This is a genomic window from Candidatus Nanopelagicales bacterium, from assembly GCA_018003655.1.
In the GTDB taxonomy this organism is placed as follows: Bacteria; Actinomycetota; Actinomycetes; order S36-B12; family UBA10799; genus JAGNDY01.
The window spans coordinates 1-24,306 of the sequence record JAGNDY010000005.1; the positions used below are offsets into that span (position 1 = coordinate 1).

A 24,306-nucleotide genomic window follows, 5' to 3' on the forward strand; every position below is an offset into this window, starting at 1 on the left:
CCAAGAAGCCGATCGATCACGACTCAGAGATGGGTCTACGGGCAACTATCGGGCTCATCTCCGGTACTTCTCTGCTTCGCAGGGTCGTGCTCTTCACTGTGATCTTTCAACTGCTCGCTTGGCCCCTTACCCGAATCTTCCAACACGTCGCCAAACTCGTTCTCGACAATCCGTTGACGTTCTCGATGCTGCTCGTGTCGTTCCAGATCGGCGCGCTGCTCGTCGGGCCCGTCCTGACGATCAGCGAGAAGCGAGCCACTTACTCGAAGATCGTGCAGCGGACATCGCTGATCTTGGTCCTGGCGCTGATCCTCGTTGCGGTCGCTGGTGAACTTCCCGGCGGAGCCGTCCAACTCGCGCTGATCATGGTTGTTCTCATCCCCTTCGGGCTCGCCGTGAACCTCTCGGCCGCCTTGCTCCAGGCCTGCATGCAAGTCGGGTCGCCGGACACACGGGAACCAGCGATCCTGGCGATCTACGCGGGCTGCATCTCCCTCGTCGGTTTCATCGGCACGCTCGCGATCAGCGCGCTCGTCTCGTTCGTGTCACTCTGGATCATCCTGGCGGTTGAGGGTGTCCTGCTAGGCCTGCTGATGATCGTCGCCAATCGCACAAGGTGGTTTGCGGATCTGGATGCTGCCGAGTCCGACGCGGGCACGACCGCGATCGACCGAATAAGGCGCCACCACAATGGGCGCCTGCGTTACGGCTTCGCCAGCTTTGGGCACAGTCTCGAGCCGCTGTCCGTCGGTCATCACCGAACGCGAGAGGAAGCGCACGGCGCAGGCCGAGCAGCAGATCCTGGCAATCCGCCGGTCAGCGGCACCGGTTTGACGAATCCACCGGGATGACAACGTTCGCCCTCTTGACCTGAGGGGCAGGTGTCGACGCTGCGGCACGTCCCTGCGCACCTCCGCTCGGCTCGTCCAGAGTCTTGCTCGCGACCATGACTCGTAAGGTCACGGACTCAATGGTTGGCGAAGTCGCACGTCTTGGATCGTGGATGCTTCACGTTGCGAACGTAGGGATCGATGTGCCGGGCCACGCAGACCGAGGGCGTGTTGTTCCAGATCACATGCTGGCCGCCGCGGTACTTGATGAAGGCGGCCCTCGGGAAGGCGTTCGCCATGGATTTGGCCCACCGCATCGGCGTAGCCGCATCCTTGGTCGCGTTCGCGATGACTATCTTGAGGCCTGCGATTCGTGCCCGGTTCGTTTTGGAACGAGTGCGCGGGATTGGGTCCGGTTTGACCTTCAGTCCGCTACAACCGATCGCGTAGTCGGTTGTTAGCGAGCCCCCGAAAACGGGCCCAGCAATTGCGTTGCGTTTGACGACCCGTCGCTGCCTCGCGGCAGACATTCGATCCTTGTAGTCCAGACAGTTGACCACGGAAAAGGCGCCTCCGGCGTTGGTATTCGACTTGGTCGCTGCCAGCACGGTTCTAAGGATGCCCCGGGCCTGATCACCACCAGCACCAGCAACTCGAGCCTGATTGACGATCGATGGGAGCGCATCGATCGTCGGCCACTGGGCCTGCGCCCCCACAACCCCCATCATGAAGTCCAGGTACGACCAACGAGTGAAGGTCTCTCCCCCGCCCAAGTCGATGGGTGCAGCGGCAAGGCCATCTCGGGTGGCCAGCAAGGAGGCGTAGCTTGCTGGGCTCAACTTTCTAACGAAGCCAAGTGCCTGATCCGCCGCGACCCCACCTTGAGTCAAGCCTGCGTAGCTTCCCTTCGGATCAATGTTTCCGTCCTGCACCATGGCTCGGACTCTGTTTGGGTAGAGCATGGCGTAGACCACGCCAATCCGGGTTCCGTAGCTCATCCCCCAATAGGTCAGCTTCGAGTCCCCAACCTTGGCTCGCAAACGGTCCAGGTCTCGCGCGGCATTATTGGTGCCCATGTAGTTGATGAAGCGCGCGTTGCGCTGCTGGCACAGTCGGTTTGCCTTAGCCAAGTTCGCGGCGGACTTGTTACGGACCACCGACCAAACGACCGGTCCACTGATCGGCCGAACGGAGTATGGCGTTGCGCAACTGCGCAGCACGGGCCGGGTCGCTCCGATACCGCGCGGATCCCAACTGACGATGTCGAATTTGGCTCGGATCGATGCTGGAACGATCGAGCCGACGCCAGCCACAGCAGCAGCTCCCGCGCCGCCCGGGCCACCGGGATTGAAAATCAGCGAACGCCGAGCGACGCCAGTCGCCGGGAGTTTGCTCACGGCTAGCCGAAACTTGCCTCGCTTGGGGTGGTCGTAGTCGAACGGGACTTTGAGCGTCGCGCATAGCAGCGTTGGTGCCGAGTCGGTGGGGCAGCCCCGCCAATTCAGCCCCCGAACGTCGCCACGGGTCGACCGAAAACTCCGCGCCGGAACCGTTGCGGGCGCATCCAGACTCTCTTCCAAGGCCGCCAGGTCAGTGGCCGAAGGTCCACCGGATCGCGCGCCATTCGACTCGAGGTCTTGGGTGGGGCCGACTGCGGCCGCGCCGGCCGTCCCTACCAACGAGGACGCCAGAGCGACACAGAGTGCGATGGTTGCGGTCTTACCCGCTGGTCCTCGAGTCACGAGGTGACTCTCGCACACGCTTCGTGGCACCACCTACCTAGCGGCCGATGCCTACCCTGGGTGAGAGGTGAAGTGCGGCCTACTTGACGGTGATGGTCGCGGTCTCGCCGGAGATGACCTCGACCACGGGGTACGTACCCGCCTGGGGGAAGTCGAACGTCTCGATCAGTCCGCCGGTGACAGTCGCTTGGTCAAGGCTGCCGACGGTGACGGCGAACGTTCCTGAACCGTCGGCCTTGAAGGTGACGTTCTGACCTACCGCGATCGTCAGTTCCTTCGGGGTCATACCCGTTGAAGACACCATGATCGTCCGGTCAGCGGGTGCGGTGCCGTTGCCCAACACCGGTGTGCCTGTTGCGGTGTCGCCGCTGCTGGTTTCGGTTGCCGATGGCGCACTGCTGGTAGTTGCCGTGGGGGTGCTGTCCGATGAACTGCTGTCGCTGCTGCAGGCGCCCAGAACTGGCGTGATTGCGATGACTGCTGCGGCCAATACGAGGCTGCTCCGCTTGTACTGCGCCATCTTGGTCATTGGACTCCCTCGGCTAGTCGGCCTGGTCGGCTCGGATGGACGATAGCGGTCCGACACCGCGCGTTGCCAACCGGAATCATGCCTTCGGCTGACCGATGTCTGCTCTCGCGCCCAGCGGTGCCGACCCCGTGCGACTCAGTGGGTGACGGTTGCTTCACCGGACCGCTAGGAGCGCTCAGACACAACCGCGTGAAGCGCGATTCCTGCCGCGACGGCGGCGTTCAGCGACTCAACCCGGCCGTTGATCGGAATGGATGCCAACAGGTCGCAGTTCTCGGCAACCAGGCGGCTCAACCCCTTGCCCTCGCCGCCGATCACCAAGAGCACGGGATCGTTGCCGAGACCCAAGGCATCGATGTCCGTTGAGCCCTCGCCAGCCAGGCCGACGACTGTGAACCCAGCATCCTTGGCGTCCTCGATCGTCCGGTTCAGGTTCGTCACCATGGCGACCGGAATGTGGGCCAGCGCACCGGCCGACGTTCGCCAGGACGCTGCCGTCACCGTGGCCGAGCGACGCGAAGGAATGACTATTCCGGTGCCGTCGAACGCTGCGGCCGACCGTGCGATCGCACCGAGGTTGCGCGTGTCGGTTACCCCGTCCAGCGCGACCAGCAGCGCCGGGCGGCGGTCGGTTCCAGCGAAGAGCAGGTCAGCAATATCGGCGTACTCGTACGGCGCGACCGCCAAGACGATGCCTTGGTGGACACCACCGGCGATCTCATCGAGTTCCTCACGCCGACATTCGCGCATCTCCAAGCCGTTCTCCAACGCGGTGGTCAGCGCTTGCTTGATCCGTGGATCGGCGTCGATGTTGCGTTGGACCAATAGCGTCCGAGCCGGGACTCCAGCAAGAACCGCCTCCAGCACCTGGTTGCGACCGGCGACGATGTCCGGGTTCTTGCTGGCGCCCCTCGGCGCACGACCCCGGCCGCCTTGCTGTTTGGCGGCTTGCACGGCCTCGGCGCGGGCACGCTTGCCCGCCACATGGCCCGGCCGTTCAGTCGCCTTGGGCGTCGGGCCCTTGCCTTCCAAGCCCTGGCGACGGTTGCCGCCGGAACCCACGCCCCGTGGCTTCTTGGCTTCGGTGTTGCGCACCGCACCCTTGCGCTTGGAATTGCCAGCCATCAGGAATCACCGGCCAGCGACCATCGCGAACCATCGGCAGAGTCCTCGATGCTGATCCCGGCGGCAATGATCCGGTCCCGAATTGCATCAGCAGTAGCGAAGTCACGCTCCGCTCGAGCCTCTTGGCGAGCGCCAATCTCGGCTGCAACAAGCGCGTCGAGTGCCGTTCGCAGTCGCTGGTCATCGGCCTCCGAGCCAGCCCACGGCGGGCTCAACGGATCAACCCCAATGACATCGAGCATCGAACGAACCTCTGCAAGCACTGGCACCAAGCCCTCATCGTCGCGAGCGGCGAGCAGGCGGTTGCCTTCGGTCACTCGTTCATGCGCCACCGCAACGGCGGCCGGAACTGCCAAATCATCGTTCATCGCATCGACGAAGCTCTTGGGAAGATGCTTTGTTGGATCGGGATCCGACGTTCCGACCCGGGACGCGGCACGCTTCACAAAACCCTCGATCCGTCGGTAGCTCGCGGCGGACTCGGCCAACGCCTCGTCGGAGAACTCCAGGTTGCTGCGGTAGTGCGCAGCCACCAGATACCAACGCAGCTCGACCGGGCGCACGCGACGCAGCACCTCAGCCACGATCATCGAGTTACCCAACGACTTGCTCATCTTCTCGCCAGCGGTCGTCACCCACGCGTTGTGCAACCAGTACTGCGCGAAGGCGTCGCCGGCAGCCCGCGACTGCGCAATCTCATTCTCGTGGTGGGGGAAGACCAGGTCGAGTCCACCGCCGTGGATATCGAACTGCGCACCCAAGTAGGCCCGTGCCATCGCCGAGCATTCCAAATGCCACCCGGGTCGACCCTCGCCCCACGGCGTGGGCCAACTCGGCTCGCCCGGTTTGGCGGCCTTCCACAACGCAAAGTCGCGCGGGTCGCGTTTGCGGGTATCCAACTCGCTGTCGGCGCCCGGTTGCAGATCGCCTGGCCGCTGGCCGGACAGCGCGCCGTAGTCGGCGTAGGAATGAACGTCGAAGTAGACGTCGCCACCGGACTCATACGCGTGGTCACGCTCGATCAGGCGGGTGATGAGCTCGACCATCTCGGTCACATGGCCCGTTGCCCGTGGTTCAACCGTGGGCGGTACGCAGCCGAGTACCTGGTACGCCAGTTGGAACTCGAGTTCGTATTGATGGGCAACCGCCCACCACGGCCGACCCTGCTCGACAGAGCGGGTCAGAATCTTGTCGTCAATGTCGGTGACGTTGCGGCACAGCACAACCTCGTATCCGCTGATGCGCAACCAACGCGAGAGGACGTCGAACACCAGACTGGAGCGGATGTGGCCGACGTGAGGGGCGGACTGCACCGTGGCGCCGCACAGGTACATCGAGACCTTGCCGGGTTCGAGCGGGACAAAGTCCCGTACCGACCGGGTCGCGGTGTCGTGCAGGCGTAGGCTCACGGGCGCAAGCCTACGGGTTGGCTGCCTACTGACCCATGGTGACGACGTGCTCGGGCTTGATCCGCACAATCACCCGGACGTTGTCCGTGCCATCGTCCATCGGATAGCGGTCGGCATCCATGTACTTCTTGGCCAGCTCGTCGATGAGCTCGCGCCCGCCTTCGGTGGTCATGGTCGCGGTGCCACGCACCTCGATGTAGCTGTAGGGATTGGTGGGTGGATTCACCAGGATGGTGACTCTGGGGTCGGCAACCAGGTTGAGTTGCTTGCGCCGACCCTCCGTTGTGGAGAAGAGAATGTCGTCGCCGTCGGTCTTGACCCACACCACCGAAAGCTGCGGCCGACCGTCCGGGTTGATCGTGCCCACCACCGCGAACACAACCTCGTTGAACAGCGCTTTCTGGGCATCCGTCAGAGCAGCAGTCATGCTCGGAACGCTATCTGCCCTCTGCCCAAAAAGCGAGGCACAGCCACTCTTGCGCTGATCAGCTCACCAGGGCGATCGCGATTGCGGCGATACCCTCACCGCGGCCAGTCAGCCCGAGTCCATCGGTCGTTGTCGCCGACACGGAAACAGGCGCACCGACAGCATCAGAAAGAACCTCTTCCGCTTCCACGCGGCGAGGCCCGATCTTTGGCCGATTGCCGATGACCTGCACCGACACGTTGCCGATCCGCCAGCCCGCTAGCCGCACCCGATCCGCAGCCTCCGCGAGCAGGGTCACTCCGCTCGCACCCTGCCATTGCGGCTCATCCACCCCGAAGTTCGAGCCAAGATCGCCCAGCCCAGCGGCAGAGAACAATGCGTCGCAGCACGCGTGCGCTGCGACGTCACCATCTGAGTGCCCGGTCACGCCGGTTTCGTCAGGCCAGAACAACCCGACCAGATGTAATTGCCGACCATCGGCAAAGGGGTGCACGTCCGTGCCGATCCCCACCCGCGGGGCCAAGTGGGAATCCCCAGCATGCGCTGACGAGGTCATCTGCGAGCTACCTCCTCGACTTGTCAGCCAACACCGCACGAGCCACGGCGATGTCGAACGGCGTCGTCACCTTGAATGCCTCGGGCTTGCCGGGCACTACCAGAACGGGGAATCCGTACGAGGCCACAATGCCAGCATCGTCCGTGTGGTCCGTCCCCTCGACGGTTTTGCGGTGGGCGTCATAGAGCGCGCCCCGGTCAAAGCCCTGCGGGGTCTGGACACCTCGAAGACTGCTCCGGTCGACCGTTTCCAACACGGACTCGCCCGCATCGACCCGCTTGATCGTGTCGGCTACCGGAAGCCCCGGCACCACCGCGTCAGACCCGGAATGCACTGCGGCGATGACCTCGCTGAACAACTCACGGGGTGCGAAGGCCCGGGCCGCGTCGTGGATTAACACCACCTCAACGACCGCCGGCAACTCCTTCAATGCCTTGGTCACCGATGCTTTGCGCGTCAGGCCGCCAGTGACGATCGTGGTGGGTTTGGCTGGCCAGCGATCGCAGATCTGCTGGACTTCGGACTCGTAGCCCGGTGGCCCAGCGACGACGACCATGTCGACCTCAGGGACCGTCGCGATGATTTCCAATGTGTAGTCGAGCAGCGCCCGTTCGGCAACCTTCGCCAGCGCCTTGGGCAACGCCCCACCGAGCCGCTCACCACGACCAGCGGCAGCGACGACAACGGCGACCTGCCCAGGTGGGCGGTCGCCGTTAGCAGTCGAGTGGGACATGGAGTTGTGGTCGTCGTGACCTAGGAGGCCAGCACCTCGTCGAGCAGTGACTCGGCCTTGTCTTCGTTGGTGTGCTCCGCCAGGGCGAGTTCGCTGACCAGAATCTGGCGGGCCTTGGCGAGCATGCGCTTCTCGCCAGCGGACAGGCCGCGATCCTTCTCGCGTCGCCAGAGGTCGCGAACAACCTCGGCAACTTTGATGACGTCGCCGGAAGCGAGCTTCTCCAGGTTGGCCTTGTACCGGCGCGACCAGTTGGTCGGTTCTTCGGTGTACGGCTGACGCAGGACGTCGAAGACCTTGTCCAGGCCTTCCTGATTGACGACGTCACGGACGCCGACGAGATCGACGTTGTCAGCAGGTACTCGAACGGTCAAGTCACCTTGCGCAACGCGCAGTACCAAGTACTCACGTGGCTCACCCTTGATCACCCGCTGCTCGATCGATTCGATCAGTGCAGCCCCGTGATGAGGGTAAACAACGGTGTCTCCGACAGAGAACGACATATGGCGATATGCCCCTTTCGCGATACCCAAGGGTAACATGCGTAGTTGATCATGATTCCAGCTTCAACTAGCCGCTGCGCCGACATGGGCACCACGGAGGAGCCTGCGAGCGTTCAACGCGCTAGGCTGCCCGCCGTGAACCGGATGAATCGTCGAGTGACCGTAGTCGTCGCCGCAGCCGCCACTGTTCCCCTGCTCGCAGGCTGCTTCAACGGCTTCAATGCCCAGACCGACACCCAAGGTCCATCGGGTGACGGCACCTCCGCTGAGGTGGGCAATCTGCAGATCCGCAGCGCTACCTGGGTCCGTAGCGCCAAGGACCCTCGCACGATGACGATGGCGGCGACATTCGTGAATCCCAGCAGGGAAGCAGACGTGCTCGAGTCGGTGACCACTGACCCGAAAGCCTTTGTCATCGGCATCACCGGCGGAAAGATCGACCTCCGTCCTGCCAGCGATGTGCGCGTCGGATTTAACAGCGACGTATACGTCAACGGCTACGGCGTTGACGCGGTCCCGTCGGGCTACGTATCGACGACCTTCACCTTCAAGAACGCCGGCGCGGTCACCATCCCGCTGCTGACCGTCGCGCCCATTGGCATCTATGCCGGCATCGAGCCCAACCCTGCGGGAATCGGGCAGAAACCCACCCCCCGCGCCACGGCTACTCCGGGCGCGCCGATCCCAAGTCCTGCCTCCGCAAGCGCAAGCCCCAAGGCCGCGTAGCGACACGACTCACCCCTCGAACCCGACCGTGGTCGGGTTCGAGGGGTGAGTCGTGTGCGCTGGTCGAAGCGATCAGCTGCTGCCTGAGTTTGAGTTGTCCTGTTGATCGTTTTCGCCATCACAGCGATTGATGCCTGCCTCGGAGTTGGCTGTGCAGACACTGAAGTACGTCGGCGCACCCTTCTCTGCGCCGGCGCCAACACCCGTCCAGACCTCGCCCTTCTGAGCACGCAATCCGGCACCTTGGCCGCCATATGGGCCCCAGCCGCCGCCGCCGGAGTTCTCCTTGACGATCTTGTAGCCCGCAGCGGTCAGTTCGCCCTTGTAGAAGCTGACAACCTGAGCGGGGTCCTTCGCTGAGTTCTTGTACCGCGAGTAGGTCTGGTTGCCACTGATTTTGATGGATCCCGCGGGTGGTGCCGGGATGCCGGCAACCGGCTCCGCCGTAGCCGTTGCGGTCGAGGTGACGGTGGGGGTTGCCACTGTCGCGGTCGGGGTCGGGGTCGTGGAGGAATCGGTGCTACTGCTGCAGCCGGCCGCGACGACAAGGGAACCAATGCCGATGGTCGTGAGACCGATGGCTCGGAGCCGGTGAGAACTTCCAACGTGCGTCTTCTTCGCCATGAGTGTCCATTCCTGATCAAGAGGATGATGGGGTGAAAGTACTCATGTGAACGCCTCGTCGCGCGCCGAAAAGGCGCGGCAGGCCCGAACGATGGATCGACCCGGAGTTCGGTCCGCTACGCGTCGAACTTGTATCCCAGGCCGCGCAGGGTAATCAGGTACTTGGGTTCGGATGGATCCGGTTCGATTTTCGATCGGATTCGTTTGACGTGAACGTCAAGGGTTTTGGTGTCACCGACGTAGTTGGAGCCCCAGATCCGGTCTATCAACTGCGATCGCGTCAGGACTCGGCCGGAGTTGCGTAGCAGGAGTTCGAGCAGCTCGAACTCCTTGAGCGGCAACTTGACCTCGCGTCCGTCGACGATCACTAGGTGGCGATCGACATCCATTCGCACTGGGCCGGCCTCAAGGACGGCTGAGGGTTCAGCCTCATCACTCGGCGCTGATCTGCGGCGCAAGACTGCGCGCACTCGAGCGACCAATTCACGGCTGGAGAACGGCTTGGTGACGTAATCGTCGGCCCCGAGTTCCAGGCCGACGACTTTGTCGATCTCGCCATCCTTCGCAGTCAGCATGATGATCGGCACCGACGAGACTTGGCGAAGTTGCCGACACACTTCAGTTCCTGGCAGTCCAGGCAACATGACGTCGAGCAGGATGAGGTCCGGGCCAAGGCGCTCGAACATCTCCAGCGCAGCGAGCCCGTCCGCCGCCACGGCCACTTCGAAGCCCTCCTTCTTCAGCATGAAGCTGAGTGCCTCGCTGAAGGACGGTTCGTCCTCCACGATCATCACTACCGTCATGGCCGAGCCTCCTGTGAATCGCGGCCAGTCGATCTGGCCAGTGGTGACGCCTGTGCGGGCCTCACGACGTTGCCGCGGACGCTGGGCAGTCGAAGTGTGAACGTACTGCCCTCCCCTTCCACCGACCAAACCGTGACGTCGCCGCCATGGTTACGGCAGACGTGTTTGACAATCGCCAGGCCCAGGCCGGTACCGCCGGTAACCCGTGAACGCGCCTGATCGACGCGGTAGAACCGTTCAAAGATTCGATCAACCTCAGCGGCGGGAATCCCGATGCCTTGGTCGGTCACGCTGATCTCGATTACCTGATTCGTCGTTTTGGTCGCGACTGCTATGCGGGTGTTGGGCGGGCTGTAGGACACAGCGTTGGACAACAGATTGCGTAGCGCAGTGACCAGTTGGCTTTCCACGCCGTGGGCGATCAGGTGGTGCGTCCCGCCGGCGACAATCTCGATCCGGCCGGAGTCGGCAGCCATTCGCATTGAGTCGATTGCCTCGGTAACCACCGCGTCGACATCGACCGCCTCTGCATTGGCCATCGGGTCATCACCCTGCAGTCGTGACAGGTCAACCAAGTCGGCGACCAGGTTCGACAGACGCGCGGTCTCCAGTTGCATCCGTCCGGCAAAGTGCCGGACCTCATCCGGGTCATCGGATGCCGCTAGCACCGCTTCAGCCAGTAACGACAGGGCACCAACGGGGGTCTTCAGTTCGTGGCTGACGTTCGCAACGAAGTCCCTGCGAACCTCGTCCACTCGGCGTGCGCTGGACAGGTCTTCCAACATCACCAGGTTCGCCCGCGCGGTGATCGGCGTGATGCGCGCGAGCAAGTCGAGGCGGCCACCGCGGAAAGCGGGTCGACGGACATTCAATTCCTCTTCCACTACCTGCCCAGGGTGGCGCACAGTCACCGCGACGCGAGCGATCTCTGGATCCGCAATTCCACTGGGTTGGATCAGGCCGAGGTCCGCCGCTCGGGCAGACGCGCTGAGCACCGTCCCGTTACCGGAATCCACCACCATTGAGGTGCCTGGCAAGGCCGAGATCGCGCGGATTACCAAATCGGCAGAGATATCGGCTGGCATCGACCCGGGGGCTTTCGCGGTCGAATGTGCCAAACCATGATCGGGATGGTGGCGGCTGAGCCATAGCCACACGACGAACGCACCCACTAGCGCGCCTGCGATAAGGGCAGTCAGGACTGCTGCCCCACTGGCATCCACGATTTGAGCATAGGGCCGAATTGTCCGGCGCCGACCCGCGCCTGCTGATTCGAGACCTTGCACACCTGCTGTTCACTTGTCGGCCACCTGCCGTTGCCCGCTGGTAACCAACTGTTCGCGCAAGTGTGTGGTTCCGGTTCGGCCATACGGACTACTCTGGAACCATCATGCGGACCACATACCACGAAGAACTCGAAGATTTCGATGAGAAGCTGGTGGAGCTGACTCGCCTCGTCGACGCAGCGATGCTGGCGGCTACCCAGTCTCTCCTCGATGCCGACCTGAGCAAGGCTGAGGCTGTCATCGCCGGTGACGACGCCATCGATGTGCTCGCGGCGGATTTGGAAGATCGCGCCCTCAACCTGGTTGCACTTCAGGCTCCAGTGGCCACCGAGTTGCGCGTCCTGCTCTCCGGCCTGCGGATCTCCGCATCGCTTGAGCGGATGGGCGACTTGGCGACCCACGTGGCGAAGGCGACCCGGATGCGGTACCCGGCACACGCGGTGCCAGCGGAGCTACGAGGAATCTTCATTGAGATGGGGTCGGTCGCCGAGCGGATCGTCCGACGCACTGGTGAGGTGCTCAGTGAGCGCGATGTCCCTGGGGCCGAGGGCTTGGCCGCGATGGACGACGACATGGACAGATTGCACCGGGAATTGTTTCAAGCGGTGCTCGATCCCACGTGGCCCTACGGCATTGAAGCGGCCGTCGACATCACGCTGCTGTCGCGCTACTACGAGCGATTTGCCGACCACGCGGTCACGATCGGGATGCGGGTTGTTCACATCGTGACCGGCGAACCGTACGTCTCACGTTCCGCTAGCTGAACCAATTTCACGCACGCAGTCGGAATACGCGCGGACCGGATTCTTGTTGGCGCCCTGAAGAGGGGGCAGCCGAGTAGTGAGCGAGAACATGCGCGACCATCGAGACGTGTCCGTCCTGTCCGTCCCCGACGCGAGCCTGCGCCCGAGCCGTGCGGCCGTCCTATCGGTACACACCTCGCCGTTGGATCAGCCCGGTACCGGGGACGCTGGTGGTTTGAATGTCTATGTTGTGGAGCTTTCGCGGCGTCTCGCAGCGGCGGGCGTCGATGTGGAGATCTTCACCAGGGCGACCAGGCCGGAGTTGCCGCCGGTCGTGGAGTTAGCCGACGGAATTCTGGTCCGACACATTGAATCCGGTCCGCTGGAGGACATTCGCAAGGAGGACCTCCCGGCCCAGTTGTGCTCGCTGACCGCAGGTGTTCTGCGCGCGGAGGCGAATCGGCCGCCGGGCTGGTTCGACGTCATTCACTCCCACTACTGGCTCTCCGGCCAAGTCGGGTCGGTAGCCAGTGACCGCTGGGACGTACCGCTGATTCACTCGATGCACACCATGGCCAAGGTGAAGAATGCCGCGCTGGCGACCGACGACGTCCCAGAGCCTCCGATGCGGGTCATGGGCGAGCAACAAGTTGTCGAAACCGCCGACCACCTGGTTGCAAATACCGAGGCCGAAGCCACCGAGTTGGTAGACCTATATGACGCCGACCCCGACCGGGTCTCTGTCATTCACCCCGGCGTGGATCTTGAGTTGTTCACCCCGGGTCGCCGCGCGGACGCCCGTGCCAGAAGAGGCTTGGCCAGCGATGCTCTCGTCCTGCTCTTTGTCGGCAGGATTCAGCCCCTCAAGGCCCCCGATGTCGTCATCCAGGCGACTGCGGCTCTCGTGGCGCAGTCGCCTGGTCTGCGTGATCGCCTCGTCACGGTTGTGTGCGGTGGACCATCCGGGGCCGGCGTTGAACGACTTGATGAACTGCGCAAATTGGCCGCCTCGCTCGGCGTAACTGACCTGGTGCGGTTCGAGCCGCCAGCGACCCGGGCAGAACTCGCACAGTGGTACCGAGCTGCCGACCTGGTCTGCGTTCCGTCCTACTCCGAGAGCTTCGGGTTGGTCGCCGTCGAGGCGCAGGCTTCCGGTACGCCGGTTGTCGCCGCGGACGTGGGCGGGCTGCGAACGGCGGTGGCCGATGGAGTGTCCGGATTGCTCATCCCCGGCCACAACCCGCATCTTTGGGCGAACACGATCGAGGATTTGCTGACAACCCCGCGCCAATTGGAGGCGTTGGCAACCAACGCACGCAAGCACGCGACGAACTTCGGCTGGGCGGCCACGACGGCGTCAACGCTGGAGGTTTACCGCAAAGCAATGCGAACCCGGCGGCTGCGCACCATCGAGGCCCTCGTCGCAAGCGATCGGAGCACCGCGTGAACGACCTGAACGACGCGCAACTCGTGGCCCGTGAGGTCATCGTCACCTACCTGCAGGCCGCTGGGATCGACTTCGAGGAGACCCAACCTGGTTCCTTCGCCGCCACGCTCCCAGGCGAGCACCGGCTCAAGACCACAACGTCGCTGGTCGTCGGAAGCTCAACGGTGTCCATCAACGCGTTCGTGGTTCGCAATCCTGATGAAAATCACGAGGGTGTCTACCGGTGGCTGCTGGAGCGCAATCGTCGCCTCTACGGCGTCAGCTATGCGATCGACCAACTCGGCGACGTGTACTTGGTCGGTCGGGTTCCGCTGCATGCCGTCACGGAAGCCGAAGTAGATCGTGTGTTGGGGTCGGTGTTGGAGAACTCCGACGGTGCCTTCGACCGTCTGCTCGAGCTGGGGTTCGCGACAGCTATCAGCCGGGAGTGGCAGTGGCGGATATCCCGGGGCGAGAGCACTCGCAACTTGGCGGCATTCGCGCACTTGGCCAACCCAACTGCGGAGGCCTGATCGACGACCGCGCACGATGCGGCAAGATGAAGTCATGACCTCGACGACTGTTGGCAAGTTGGTGCTGCTTCGACATGGCCAGAGCACCTGGAACTCCCGCAATCTGTTCACCGGGTGGGTAGACGTTGAGCTCACCGAACAAGGGGTAGTCGAGGCCGTTAGTGGCGGGAGAATGCTCGCCGACGCCGAGCTGCTGCCAGATGTCGTCCACACTTCCGTGTTGCGTAGGGCAATCCTGACTTCCCAACTCGCCCTCGATGCTTGCGGCCGGTCCTGGATCCCGGTTCATCGATCCTGGCGACTCAACGAACGTCACTACGGCGCGTTGCAGGGCAAGGACAAGAAGCAGACCCTGGCCGAGTTCGGTGAGGAGCAGTTCCTGCTGTGGCGTCGGTCGTTCGACACCCCGCCGCCGCCGATCGACCCGGACAGCCAGTTCGCGCAGACCCACGACGTTCGCTACGCCGACCTGGCACCGGAAATCCTGCCTCGATCGGAATGCCTCAAAGACGTCATCGATCGGATGCTGCCGTACTGGTACGACGCGATCGTTCCCGATCTGCGGGCTGGCAAGACGGTCCTTGTGACCGCTCACGGCAACTCACTGCGTGGCCTCGTCAAGCACCTCGACGGCATCTCCGACGAGGACATCGCCGGACTCAACATCCCGACGGGTATCCCGCTGCTCTATGCGCTGGATCAGGAACTCAAACCACTGGTCGCTGGCGGGAACTACCTCGATCCGGCGGCCGCCGCGACCGCAGCGGCCGCCGTTGCGAGCCAGGGCCACTAGCCGCGGCACTAGCGACGAGTAATCTCCAGCACTTTGGTCCGAACGTCAGCCAAGTAGTAGCCGGCAAGCACCAACGCGGCCAGCCCCAGTAGGCCAACGCCGCCGAAGAACAGCTGAAGGGCGACGCCGACGCCGAGGAACGCGATCCAAGCGAGCTTGGTCTGTCGTTCGACAGCCGGGAACGCAGCAGCGGGGCGGATAAGGCAATCAACGAACGCCCACACGTTGATCGCCAACATGAGGAAGTACACGGCGTTCATGGCCATCTGCATCATGGGCTTACTGTACGGAATGGCGCCACGAGCGAGGCCCGCCCCACCGATGGTGGGACGGGCCTGGCTGTGAATCGCTGACGAATCAGCGGTTTGCGTTTACTTGATGCCTAGCCGATCGCGAACCTGGGCGACTGCCTCATCAAAGCTCTTGCGAACCTCGACGTAGCGGGCGCTGACACGCTCACGGAGGTCGATGACGACCTCTTGGGCGCGGGCCGGAGCCGCAACAACGGCTTCTTGAACGTTCTCAAGGCGCTCGACAACCTCGGCGCGAACGTCGTCGACCTTGGGAAGCTCGACGTTGGGAAGCTCAACCTTTGGCAGGTTCAGGTTGCGAACGTTGGCCTTCTTGACGGCGGCCTTCGCTGTGCCCGTGGTCCGGCTGGCGCTCTTGGTGACCTTGGCCTTGGGAGCCGTTACGGTCTTCTTCGCGGTGGCCGGCGTGGTCTTCTTGGCGGCGGGCTTGCGCGCTGCGGTCTTCTTGGCGGTCGGCTTGGTGGCCGGCGCGGTCTTCTTGGCAGCAGGCTTGCGCGCTGCGGTCTTCTTGGCTGTGGTGGTAGCCATATCGATCATCCCTTTCGGTGGGTGAATTTCGGCGCTCCAACCGGTTGCTGCCCTTAGGAGGCGGCATCCAGCGGGTCGCCGGTCTTGGTGGGCCCTCCGACGTTCGTGACCCGAGGTAAGGGCAGGTCGCCCATTTCCTCACCGGGTGAGTCGGCGTCATTGCCTTCACCACGGATCGCGTGTTCGGTGGGTTGTGCGGCGTTCTCGGTTTGAAAAGCCGCGTAAATCTCCAGCAGAACCCGGCGTTGGCGATCGGTCAGGGCGGAGGTAGCCATGATGGCCGCCGTTACCGAGACTGTCTCTCCGGTGTCCTCCAGAATTCCCGCCTTGACGTAGAGCGTCTCAGCGGAGATTCGTAGTGCCTTGGCTATCTGTCCAAGAATCTCGGCACTGGGTCTTCTGAGGCCACGCTCGATCTGGCTGAGGTATGGATTGGACACCTCAGAACTCGCGGCCAACTGCCGTAGGGACAGTTGGGCGAGTGTGCGCTGCTCACGGATGTACTCCCCAAGCCCGCCCACATCGATTCGCGCCACACCTCAATTGTGCCCCGGGTGCTTGCTATTGCAAACACCCTGAGTAGGAGTGATTCTGTGAGGTCACGCACAATGCAGCGCGTAGTCGGGCAATAACAGGGTGGATGCCCTACTGGCGGCGTGCTGCAGCAAGCAAATCGTCGACCTGCGCGGTGCCTTCGCGGTATCGGCGGGTGAGTTCGGTGCTCAGCCGATCGATCTGACGGTGGATCTGCGCGCGGGTGTCAGACACGATTCGTTCATGATCAGTCAAGGAGCCCAAGCACTCGCGAAGTTCGCCGTCGGTTGCAGTGGACACGTTGACGCTGGCGAGTTCGCTGAGAGCGACCTCGGCCTCCCGCGCCGTGCCATCTTCCCGAGTCGGATCGTTGAGCGAGACAAAGCGACCCTGGCCGGGCTTACCACCGGCAGGGTGGTCGGACAAGATCGTCGAAAGGTTGGCAATGAGCTCCTCGCCCTCGCCAGCGCGTCGACGCACTTCCGCGCGGATGATGTCGATTCGGCCGTGGAGGAGTCGACGAACGTAGGACAGTTCCTGCTCTTCGACCTCAGCATCACGGCGTGATTGGCGCAACTCCGCGAGGCTCAACTCAGCGAGACTCGACGTTGTGACGTCCAGCTCCGTAAGGCCATCGGATTCGTGTGTACCGCCCATGATCAGCCTTCCTATTTCTCGCTGATTGCCTGAGGATAACCCTCATACGTCCAATATCAATGTGATTGGACCCTCATTAGTCAGCTCAATCTGCATGTCAGCACCGAAGCGGCCGATCGCTACCGTCGTTCCGAATGCCTGTAGCTCATCGATGACCGCTGCGACCAGCGGCTCGGCCGCGGTCCTCGGCGCCGCCGACTCCCAGGTGGGACGCCGACCTTTTGTGAGTTGTCCGTAGAGGGTGAATTGACTAATTACCATTGCGGGCAAACCGAGATCGCCGATGCTGGCCTCTCGCCCGTCCGGGCCGTCAAAGATCCGCAAACCGTGCAACTTGCTGGCCAGCTTGCGCGCTTCCTCCTCGGTGTCGCTGTGGGTCACGCCAACCAGAACCACCAGGCCCAAACCCTGGAATTGTCCGATCACCTCACCAGCGACACTGACCCTTGCGGCTCGTGACCTTTGCACAACGGCACGCATCAGCCGACCACAACCGCCTCTTGGGCTGCGTCGATCAGCGAACCATCGCTGCCGCGCCGAACGACCAGCGCAGCATCGGTGGGCACCGACCGTTTAACGATGGCCGTCGCGATGGGGCCAAGTTCGTAATGTCGGGCTACCGATCCGATCTGGCCAACCACGCGATCGCCGAACAGGACCTCGTCGCCATGGGCAGGCACCTCGTTGGTCGAGCCGTCGAGGTGCAGCAGGACGAGTCGACGCGGAGGCCGACCCAGGTTGTGAACGCGGGCAACCGTCTCCTGACCGCGGTAGCAGCCTTTGGACAGGTGAACTGCCGGCCCAATCCAGCCCACCTCGTGCGGCAGGGTCTTGTGGTCGGTATCCGACCCCATGCGCGGTACCGCTGCTGCCACCCTGAGCGCGTTCCACGCCCAGGATCCCGCGAGCGAAGGCGCAGCGGCCAAGATGCCCGCCAGTTCGGAGCGCGGGACGATCGTCTCTTCGCCTTGCCACACCGCAGGTCGCGCGGGCACGTATCGGTCGGCGCCGCCACCCCGGTCGGTGCCCGCCTCGGTCAAACCGGTCCCGGCATAGTCGGCCGGAACCCGCCAGCGGGTGTAATCGCCGGATAGCTCGATGTCCGCTCCGACCCAGATCACCGCGTAGTCCTGCGAAACGTCGGCAACGGTCACGTCGCGCATGAACTTCATGGAGTTCAAGTAGGCCACCACGGCTTGCGCGGTGCCGGGCTCGATAGTCATCCAGGTCTGGTTGCCGTCATCAACCACGTGGAGGTCATGCTCCACGTGACCGTGCGGGTCGAGGATCAACGCTTGGGCGCTCTCGCCGGCGGCCAGTTGCAGCACGAGCTGACTGGTCAGGTCATTGAGCCAGCCGAGCCGATCTGGACCGGACACGGTCACAACTCCGCGGTGGGACAGGTCCACAATCGCCGAGCCGCTTGCCAATTCCCGCTGCTCGCGGTGCGGATCTCCGTAGTGCCAGGGCACCCCTACATCGGCATCGTTGTCCGGTGCTGGAATCGGCTTATCAGTCATCAGGTCAGTTCACTTCCGTCGATTCGGTCACGGGTGTCCGGCTGCTCGTCTGCCGCTGGATGTCATCCACCGACTTTCTTGGCGCAGTCGCCACAGACTCCATGTAGTACCAAGTGCCCGACGTCGGCGATGAAGCCGGATTGCTCCGCCACCGCAGACACCATCGGGTCCAACGTCGCCGCATCGATTTGCGATACCCGGTCACAACGTCGGCAAACCAGATGTATATGTGGGCGCTCGTCAATCGAGTGGTACGTCGGTGAGCCCTGCCCCAAGTGAGCGTGCGTGATCAGGCCGACGTCGTCGAGCAATTCCAGCGTTCGATAGACCGTTGACAAGTCGATAGCCGAACCGCGCCGACCCGCCTCGGCGAACACCTGGTCGGGGGTTGCGTGACGCACCTCGGCGATGACCTCCAACACGAGGATCCGCTGCGAGGTCGCCCGATGGCCGCGTGCCCGCAGTTGCTCTGCCCACCGATCGGACATCTCGCCTCGCCTAGTCGACCTTGGCAAGGCGAGCCGACAAGTGGTTGCTCAGCCGCTCGCCAACCGCAGCCATGTCGAACGCCCAACCGAGATCACCCTCAATGAGGCCGTAGAGGCGGGTGCCACCGTCATACTCCTTGGCCGACTTGCTGCGCGCCACGATGTCGGTCCGTAGTTCCACCCTCGCGCCGGTGATCCGGGCGTCTTGGATAGCGGTTACTTCGACCTTGCCCTGATAGGTCTCCAGGTGGCCCGTCGAATGTACGAGCATCACCTCGACCTCGTTGTCCGGCAGCGGACGCCAATAGCCGGATTCCGACGCGGCTGGCCGGATTCGATTGCCCTGCTCGTCAATGACCCACGAGACGCTGTTGTAGGTCAGGAACGGTCGCCCGTCAAAGGCGAAGGTCAGTTCCTGCCCGAACCGGAAATCCTCGATGGTGGGGTAGGTCCCGAGGCCGACTCCGACCCATCTGCCGATCAGCCACGAGAGGGGAACGAGCTGCTCAGGCAACTCGCTGGGTGCGGGCGAGGACTCGGTGCTCATGCGCCGGTCGGGTTAGCGCGGGTCGCCGGTCTTGTACAACCGGTAGACCACGTAGCCGATGAACCAAGCCGACGCGACAGCAACGAGCACGAGCAGCGACGTGAAGAAGAGTTCAAGCACGCGACCAGCCTAGCCCGCTAACGACGTCGTGCCTGCGCGAGGATGGGGGAATGCATCGACTAGTTGTCAAGCTGACCGTCGGCGATAGCGAGCCGGAGCGCTGTTCCCAAGCGTTCTCCGTTGCTGCGGCAGCCATCGCCGCCGGAGCGGACGCGTCGGTCTGGCTGACCGGCGACGCGGTCGGCTTCGCGAAGCCTGGTTTCGCCGAGGGGTTCACGCTCGCGGATTCGACGTCGATGACCCAACTGCGCGACCTGGTCATGGCGGACGGATTGCTGACGGTCTGCACCCAGTGCGCCCAGCGACGCTCCCTGACCGCTGCGGACTTCTTGCCAGCCGTCCGGATCGCGGGGTCCGCCGCATTCGTCGAAGAGTGCCTCATCGACGGAACCCAGGCGTTGGTCTACTAGCGCCTGGGTTCCGTCGATCGGTCCGTTCCTGACAGCCGCCGCGTCGAACGTGCCTACCCGGGCAGCTCCACCAGTACTTCAGCAATTGCGCCCTGGCTCGCGACCACGCTGCGGTCGAGGGTTGCACCCGGCGCCAGCATCCGTAGCGTCCAACCTCCCGGGGCCGCGAAGAACCGGAACTGACCTGTGGCACTCGTCGGAACCTCAGCCGTGAACTCTCCCGTGCTGTCGAGCAGGCGCACGTAAGCGCCACCTAACGGTTCTCCACCGCGGGAGACAACCCCTTGGATCACCGCCTCCTTGGTGGCATCAATTCCTTCGGTGGACAACCCGCCGGTCGTTGCGCCGCACATCAGGCCTGGCCCCCCGCTGGAGTCCCCGCGATGGCGCCCTTTTGGACCGGCACGCCAACCAGGGAGCCGTACTCGGTCCACGATCCGTCGTAGTTGCGCACGTTCTGCAAACCCAGCAGCTCGTGCAGTACGAACCAAGTGTGGGCAGAGCGCTCGCCGATACGGCAGTAAGCAACCGTGTCCGTTGCCAGGTCGACTCCCTCGGCTTCGTAGAGCGCCGTCAACTCCTCGTCGGAGCGGAAGGTGCCATCGTCGTTGGCCGCCTTGCTCCACGGGATGTTCGCCGCGGTCGGGATGTGCCCGGCCCGTTGCGACTGCTCCTGCGGCAGGTGGGCCGGCGCCAGAAGCTTGCCCGAGTATTCATCCGGCGAGCGCACGTCGATGAGGTTTTCGACGCCGATGGCTGCGATGACCTCGTCACGTAGCGCGCGGATCGTGGGGTCCTGCGGCTGGGCCACGTAGGTGGTTGGCGTGCGCTCCGGCACTTCGGTTACCAGTTCGCGCGAATCCAGCTCCCACTTCTTCCGTCCGCCATCGAGCAGGCGAACGTCGGGGTGACCGTAGAGCTTGAAGTACCAGTACGCGTATGACGCGAACCAGTTGTTGTTGCCGCCGTAGAGAACGACGGTGTCGTCGTTCGAGATTCCCTTGCTGCTGAGCAGCGCCTCGAACTGCTCCTTTGTGACGAAGTCACGACGAACCGGGTCCTGCAGGTCGTCGCGCCAATCTATCCGGACGGCATTGCGGATGTGGTTCTTCTCGTAGGCGGTGGTGTCCTCATCGACCTCGACGAGGACGATGCTGTCGCCCGCGAGGTTCTCCTCGACCCAATCGGCCGAGACGAGTGCGGTCTCACGACTCATGATGTGTTTCTCCTTTGATGTCAGGGTGATGCGTTGATGTCAGGGTGATGCCTTGATGTGACTGGATGGGGCTTGGAAGTGCTCGTCAGCTGGTGGCGACTGCGCCGCGACCGACGCGCTTGATCAGCAGGTACATCTCGCAGCCGAGGCAGAAGTCGAACGCCGTGTTGAGGAACGCTGCGGCAAGGGCGAGCGCAATCGCGAAGTAGAAGACGATGGACAGGCCAGCAAGTAGGCCGACGAGAGCCACCAGAGCGAAGGCAAGGCCGACCGCCTGGGCGAACCGCGGTGGCGCCGGGTCCTCAAGCTCTGCCGGGGGGCCCAGTCGTGGCCGGACGAAACGGCGGTAGATCAGGCCATAGGGCTGAGCGTGCAGGCCAAGAACCGCGCCAGCCGCGAAGGCCAAAGTCTGGATCGCGAGCAGTGCTGCCGATAGTCCTGAGGTGGGTCCGAGCAGCAGGAGCGCTGCCAGCACGGCAGTGGTGATTCCCGCGCCGAAGCGTGGGCCACGGGGGTCGATACCTCGGACGGGGGTTGTTTGTGGTGAACGTTGAACGGTTTGTGGCGGTGTAGTCATGATTCCCTCTGGTCGAAGAGCTGTTCTGTGGCCGGCACCGATCAGATTCGGTGCTGAACAGCAAGGGCCTCGCCTCGGCACGGTGGCAGGTCACGCGCCGCCTTCGAGGAGGGGCGCATCCGTGCCGGATCTAGCGAAGGGTCGCTGTCCGGTCAGGACATACAGGAACAGGACATACACATGCAGGTAGTGGACAGGCAGAAGTCGACGGCACGCCGCTTCACCAAGTCAACCTGCTGATCCATGGGCGGTAGCTTAGGACGCTGCCTGGGCTTGACCCAAATCGGGGTCCCCAGCCGACGCATCACGTGTTGTCGCCTTCTGCGGCTGACCCTCGACCGGAAGTCCCGAATCGGGCGGAACGACCGCTCCGAGCGCCGCCACAACGTCGGCGAAGCGGGGCTGACCAGCAGCGCGGTGTGCCACGGCACCGGTGGGTTCCAGGATGAACACGGTCGGTGTCCGCATGACGTTGAATTGGCGGGTCAATTCGAGCTGCGACTCGGCGTCCACCTCGGCGTAGACCACGCCATCCACCATGTCAGCCACCCGTTCCAGGGTGCGCTTGGTCGCGCGGCACGGCTGGCAGAAGGCGGAGGTGAACTGCACCAACGTTGCTGCCGTTCCCAGTTCAACCCCGAGGTCGTGCGCCGTGAAGGCGGGTCTTGCCACCGCAGCGGTGGAGGTGTCAAGGCCCTTGGAAGCAGCGAATCTGCCGTCGGTTCGTTTGCGCCACAGCCCGAACGCCGTGGCCGCGACCAGAACCGCGACCAGCGCGATGACGCCCGCCGAATTCATTGGCTGACCTCTGTCGTAACCACCGATGTGTGGCTCGCCTCGTCTTTGGGCGGCACCACGAAGCGGTAGCCAACATTGCGTACTGTTCCGATCAACGCCTCATGCTCAGAGCCGAGTTTGGCCCGTAGACGTCGGACGTGCACGTCGACGGTGCGGGTCCCACCGAAGTAGTCATAACCCCAGACTTCCTGCAACAACTGCGCCCGGGTGAAGACCCGGCCGGGATGCTGAGCGAGGTATTTGACGAGTTCGAATTCCTTGAAAGTCAGATCGAGCGGATGGTTGCGCAGCCGAGCGGAATAGGTTGCCTCGTCGATGACCAATTCGCCACCGCGGATCTCGTCCATCCCCGCAGTGGTCGAGGTCGCGGCAATCCGGCCGATCGAGATGCGCAGCCGGGCCTCAAGTTCGGCGGGTCCAGCCGTATCCAGCACCACGTCGTCCACACCCCAGTCAGCGGTGATCGCGGTGAGTCCACCCTCGGTCACCGCCAAGATCACTGGCACGTCGACGCCCGTCGTTCGAATCACTCGGCACAGGCTGCGGACCCTGGGCAGGTCTGCTCGACCGTCCACCAGGATCGCGTCGGTCGGGGGCGCATCGAGGAGGGCAGCGCCGTCCGCTGGCATCACGCGTACTTGGTGTTGCAACAGACTCAGGGCCGGGAGCACCTGCTCGCTGGGCGCCAGCGCATTGGTGAGCAACAGCAACGTGCTCATGGCTGCGCCCCCTTCCACTGTGGCGACGAGCTCGGCGATCGTTCAGGTCAAGAGTCAACAACTACCTGCGAGGATACCTTCCAACCCCAAACGTGCAGCAGGAAAGGGACAAGCGGTGGCCGACGAATTCATGATCCAGGACGGCCCGCGACTCGACGCTGCCGAACTGCGCGCCGTCGCAAAGCTCCTCGATCGAGTCGTCGAGTCCGGCGGTGTCCGACCTCTTAGCGAGAAGGTGGTGGCCGAGCTGCGGGCTGGCGCAGACGCCGATGGACGGCATATCCGGCTATACCGGGACGATTCGTTGGTTGCCTACGCCAATGTGGACTGCTCGGATGCCGACCGTCCGGTGGTAGAGATCGCCCTTGACCCGTGCGTTGAACTGGACTGGGTCGGCGTGCTCGTGCTCGACCGCCTGGTCGCCACGACTGCGGGGGATATCCAATTGTGGTGTCACGGATCGCAGGGAAATTTGGCCAACCTGGCGGTGGACCGGGGTTTTGCGTTGCGACGCACGTTGATCCGGATGCGCCGCGATCTGTCGCAGGTACTGCCCAAAGCCGACCTGCCGCCAGGTGTGCGGGTGCGGGCGTTCCGGGTTGGTGAGGACGAACAGGCCTGGCTCGCGGTCAACTCTCGCGCGTTCGCTGATCTGCCCGATCAGGGTGGCTGGGGCGGCAGCGAACTCGCTGCGCGCCTTCGAGCACCGTGGTTCGATGCGAACGGCTTCCTGCTGGCCGTCAGGGAGGGCGAACGCGGTGGAATAGATGAGTTGGTGGGCTTCCACTGGACCAAGATTCACACAGATGGCGCGGATGCTGGTTTGGGCACCCGGTCCGAGCGGGTCGGTGAGGTCTACGTGCTGGGAGTTGATCCGGCCTTTCAGGGCACAGGACTCGGGACAGCACTGACTTTGCTCGGACTTGCGTATCTCGCATCATGTGGGCTCACATCGGTCATGCTCTACGTCGAGTCGGACAATCTGGCCGCGATCCACACGTATGAGCGACTCGGGTTCCGGCGGTACGCCGCGGACAGTCTCTTCGCGCTGAAAAGCTAGTCAGCCGGGTTCGCCGCGACTGGCCTGGGAGCG

Annotated in this window: 32 protein-coding genes; 8 read left to right on the forward strand and 24 right to left on the reverse strand. The window is 63.6% G+C overall.

The annotated features are described in order from the left end of the window. On the forward strand, window positions 1-851 hold an 851-nt coding region (locus KAZ48_02020), incomplete at its 5' end, for a hypothetical protein (protein MBP7971547.1). A gap of 116 nt (window positions 852-967) precedes the next feature. Here KAZ48_02020 and KAZ48_02025 read toward each other — a convergent pair. From KAZ48_02025 to KAZ48_02060, 8 genes are all read right to left on the reverse strand, one after another. Then, complete coding sequence (locus tag KAZ48_02025) at window positions 968-2,572, reverse strand: alpha/beta fold hydrolase (protein MBP7971548.1); 1,605 nt, start codon at window positions 2,570-2,572, stop codon at window positions 968-970. 79 nt (window positions 2,573-2,651) lie between these two features. Next, window positions 2,652-3,092: a hypothetical protein gene (locus KAZ48_02030; GenBank protein ID MBP7971549.1), complete on the reverse strand. Its 441-nt coding sequence runs from the start codon at window positions 3,090-3,092 to the stop codon at window positions 2,652-2,654. A 174-nt stretch (window positions 3,093-3,266) separates the two neighbouring features. Continuing rightward, window positions 3,267-4,226, reverse strand: a complete 960-nt coding sequence (rlmB, locus tag KAZ48_02035; GenBank protein MBP7971550.1) for a 23S rRNA (guanosine(2251)-2'-O)-methyltransferase RlmB — start codon at window positions 4,224-4,226, stop codon at window positions 3,267-3,269. Next, on the reverse strand, window positions 4,226-5,635 hold the full coding sequence (gene cysS, locus KAZ48_02040; protein MBP7971551.1) for a cysteine--tRNA ligase: 1,410 nt from the start codon (window positions 5,633-5,635) through the stop codon (window positions 4,226-4,228). Before cysS ends, rlmB begins: the two co-directional genes overlap by 1 nt. Before the next feature lie 25 nt (window positions 5,636-5,660). Next, entirely contained in the window at window positions 5,661-6,062 is a 402-nt protein-coding gene (locus tag KAZ48_02045; protein MBP7971552.1) for a PPOX class F420-dependent oxidoreductase, read from the reverse strand. 58 nt (window positions 6,063-6,120) lie between these two features. Beyond that, complete coding sequence (locus KAZ48_02050) at window positions 6,121-6,618, reverse strand: 2-C-methyl-D-erythritol 2,4-cyclodiphosphate synthase (GenBank protein MBP7971553.1); 498 nt, start codon at window positions 6,616-6,618, stop codon at window positions 6,121-6,123. 7 nt (window positions 6,619-6,625) lie between these two features. Beyond that, entirely contained in the window at window positions 6,626-7,351 is a 726-nt protein-coding gene (locus tag KAZ48_02055) for a 2-C-methyl-D-erythritol 4-phosphate cytidylyltransferase (protein ID MBP7971554.1), read from the reverse strand. Between the two features lie 20 nt (window positions 7,352-7,371). Further along, window positions 7,372-7,854 carry a CarD family transcriptional regulator gene (locus KAZ48_02060; protein MBP7971555.1) on the reverse strand — a complete coding sequence of 161 codons (483 nt, stop codon included), beginning with the start codon at window positions 7,852-7,854 and terminating at the stop codon, window positions 7,372-7,374. A 135-nt stretch (window positions 7,855-7,989) separates the two neighbouring features. Between KAZ48_02060 and KAZ48_02065 the strand changes: the two genes are divergently transcribed. After that, window positions 7,990-8,580, forward strand: coding sequence for a hypothetical protein (locus KAZ48_02065; GenBank protein MBP7971556.1), 591 nt, complete (start codon window positions 7,990-7,992; stop codon window positions 8,578-8,580). Window positions 8,581-8,652: 72 nt separating this feature from the next. Here KAZ48_02065 and KAZ48_02070 read toward each other — a convergent pair whose 3' ends face one another. The 3 genes from KAZ48_02070 to KAZ48_02080 all read right to left on the reverse strand — a co-directional run bounded on the left by KAZ48_02070 (window position 8,653) and on the right by KAZ48_02080 (window position 11,230). Further along, the gene (locus KAZ48_02070; protein MBP7971557.1) at window positions 8,653-9,204 is read right to left on the reverse strand and encodes a hypothetical protein; all 552 of its coding nucleotides are present in this window, start codon (window positions 9,202-9,204) and stop codon (window positions 8,653-8,655) included. Window positions 9,205-9,320: 116 nt separating this feature from the next. Then, the gene (locus KAZ48_02075) at window positions 9,321-10,007 is read right to left on the reverse strand and encodes a response regulator transcription factor (GenBank protein MBP7971558.1); all 687 of its coding nucleotides are present in this window, start codon (window positions 10,005-10,007) and stop codon (window positions 9,321-9,323) included. Continuing rightward, window positions 10,004-11,230 (reverse strand): two-component sensor histidine kinase, encoded by a 1,227-nt coding sequence (locus tag KAZ48_02080; protein MBP7971559.1) that lies wholly within the window; start codon window positions 11,228-11,230, stop codon window positions 10,004-10,006. Before KAZ48_02080 ends, KAZ48_02075 begins: the two co-directional genes overlap by 4 nt. A 167-nt stretch (window positions 11,231-11,397) precedes the next feature. On the opposite strand from KAZ48_02080, the gene phoU reads away from it, so the two are divergent. The 4 genes from phoU (at window position 11,398) to KAZ48_02100 (ending at window position 14,788) form a co-directional block, all read left to right on the forward strand. Next, on the forward strand, window positions 11,398-12,057 hold the full coding sequence (phoU, locus tag KAZ48_02085) for a phosphate signaling complex protein PhoU (GenBank protein MBP7971560.1): 660 nt from the start codon (window positions 11,398-11,400) through the stop codon (window positions 12,055-12,057). 88 nt (window positions 12,058-12,145) lie between these two features. After that, the gene (gene mshA, locus KAZ48_02090; protein MBP7971561.1) at window positions 12,146-13,483 is read left to right on the forward strand and encodes a D-inositol-3-phosphate glycosyltransferase; all 1,338 of its coding nucleotides are present in this window, start codon (window positions 12,146-12,148) and stop codon (window positions 13,481-13,483) included. After that, window positions 13,480-13,995 (forward strand): YbjN domain-containing protein, encoded by a 516-nt coding sequence (locus tag KAZ48_02095; GenBank protein MBP7971562.1) that lies wholly within the window; start codon window positions 13,480-13,482, stop codon window positions 13,993-13,995. Before mshA ends, KAZ48_02095 begins: the two co-directional genes overlap by 4 nt. A gap of 34 nt (window positions 13,996-14,029) precedes the next feature. Further along, window positions 14,030-14,788, forward strand: a complete 759-nt coding sequence (locus KAZ48_02100; GenBank protein ID MBP7971563.1) for a phosphoglyceromutase — start codon at window positions 14,030-14,032, stop codon at window positions 14,786-14,788. A gap of 8 nt (window positions 14,789-14,796) precedes the next feature. On the opposite strand, the gene KAZ48_02105 is transcribed toward KAZ48_02100, so the two are convergent. The 8 genes from KAZ48_02105 to KAZ48_02140 form a co-directional block, all read right to left on the reverse strand. After that, window positions 14,797-15,063: a DUF2516 family protein gene (locus KAZ48_02105; GenBank protein MBP7971564.1), complete on the reverse strand. Its 267-nt coding sequence runs from the start codon at window positions 15,061-15,063 to the stop codon at window positions 14,797-14,799. A gap of 96 nt (window positions 15,064-15,159) precedes the next feature. Then, a complete protein-coding gene (locus KAZ48_02110) occupies window positions 15,160-15,627 on the reverse strand; it encodes a hypothetical protein (GenBank protein MBP7971565.1) in 468 nt (155 codons plus the stop codon). Window positions 15,628-15,680: 53 nt separating this feature from the next. Then, window positions 15,681-16,163 carry a helix-turn-helix domain-containing protein gene (locus tag KAZ48_02115; GenBank protein MBP7971566.1) on the reverse strand — a complete coding sequence of 161 codons (483 nt, stop codon included), beginning with the start codon at window positions 16,161-16,163 and terminating at the stop codon, window positions 15,681-15,683. A 109-nt stretch (window positions 16,164-16,272) separates the two neighbouring features. Continuing rightward, complete coding sequence (locus KAZ48_02120) at window positions 16,273-16,818, reverse strand: hypothetical protein (GenBank protein ID MBP7971567.1); 546 nt, start codon at window positions 16,816-16,818, stop codon at window positions 16,273-16,275. A 42-nt stretch (window positions 16,819-16,860) separates the two neighbouring features. Continuing rightward, on the reverse strand, window positions 16,861-17,298 hold the full coding sequence (gene dtd, locus KAZ48_02125) for a D-tyrosyl-tRNA(Tyr) deacylase (GenBank protein MBP7971568.1): 438 nt from the start codon (window positions 17,296-17,298) through the stop codon (window positions 16,861-16,863). Further along, on the reverse strand, window positions 17,298-18,338 hold the full coding sequence (locus tag KAZ48_02130; protein ID MBP7971569.1) for a folate-binding protein YgfZ: 1,041 nt from the start codon (window positions 18,336-18,338) through the stop codon (window positions 17,298-17,300). The genes dtd and KAZ48_02130 overlap by 1 nt, the downstream gene beginning before the upstream one ends. A 62-nt stretch (window positions 18,339-18,400) precedes the next feature. Then, window positions 18,401-18,826, reverse strand: coding sequence for a transcriptional repressor (locus tag KAZ48_02135; GenBank protein MBP7971570.1), 426 nt, complete (start codon window positions 18,824-18,826; stop codon window positions 18,401-18,403). Window positions 18,827-18,836: 10 nt separating this feature from the next. Then, a complete protein-coding gene (locus KAZ48_02140; protein ID MBP7971571.1) occupies window positions 18,837-19,373 on the reverse strand; it encodes an FABP family protein in 537 nt (178 codons plus the stop codon). 170 nt (window positions 19,374-19,543) lie between these two features. On the opposite strand from KAZ48_02140, the gene KAZ48_02145 reads away from it, so the two are divergent. Beyond that, window positions 19,544-19,903: a DsrE family protein gene (locus KAZ48_02145; protein ID MBP7971572.1), complete on the forward strand. Its 360-nt coding sequence runs from the start codon at window positions 19,544-19,546 to the stop codon at window positions 19,901-19,903. A 53-nt stretch (window positions 19,904-19,956) separates the two neighbouring features. Here the strand turns inward: KAZ48_02145 and KAZ48_02150 are convergent, their stop codons facing one another. The 5 genes from KAZ48_02150 to KAZ48_02170 all read right to left on the reverse strand — a co-directional run bounded on the left by KAZ48_02150 (window position 19,957) and on the right by KAZ48_02170 (window position 23,213). After that, window positions 19,957-20,256: a DUF1416 domain-containing protein gene (locus KAZ48_02150; GenBank protein MBP7971573.1), complete on the reverse strand. Its 300-nt coding sequence runs from the start codon at window positions 20,254-20,256 to the stop codon at window positions 19,957-19,959. Beyond that, window positions 20,256-21,119, reverse strand: coding sequence for a sulfurtransferase (locus KAZ48_02155; protein MBP7971574.1), 864 nt, complete (start codon window positions 21,117-21,119; stop codon window positions 20,256-20,258). The genes KAZ48_02150 and KAZ48_02155 overlap by 1 nt, the downstream gene beginning before the upstream one ends. Window positions 21,120-21,204: 85 nt before the next feature. Next, window positions 21,205-21,696 (reverse strand): DUF4395 domain-containing protein, encoded by a 492-nt coding sequence (locus KAZ48_02160; GenBank protein ID MBP7971575.1) that lies wholly within the window; start codon window positions 21,694-21,696, stop codon window positions 21,205-21,207. A gap of 255 nt (window positions 21,697-21,951) precedes the next feature. After that, the gene (locus tag KAZ48_02165) at window positions 21,952-22,494 is read right to left on the reverse strand and encodes a thioredoxin family protein (protein MBP7971576.1); all 543 of its coding nucleotides are present in this window, start codon (window positions 22,492-22,494) and stop codon (window positions 21,952-21,954) included. After that, complete coding sequence (locus KAZ48_02170; GenBank protein ID MBP7971577.1) at window positions 22,491-23,213, reverse strand: response regulator transcription factor; 723 nt, start codon at window positions 23,211-23,213, stop codon at window positions 22,491-22,493. The genes KAZ48_02165 and KAZ48_02170 overlap by 4 nt, the downstream gene beginning before the upstream one ends. Before the next feature lie 115 nt (window positions 23,214-23,328). On the opposite strand from KAZ48_02170, the gene mshD reads away from it, so the two are divergent. Beyond that, entirely contained in the window at window positions 23,329-24,273 is a 945-nt protein-coding gene (gene mshD / locus KAZ48_02175; protein MBP7971578.1) for a mycothiol synthase, read from the forward strand. The last annotated feature ends 33 nt before the right edge of the window (window positions 24,274-24,306 follow it).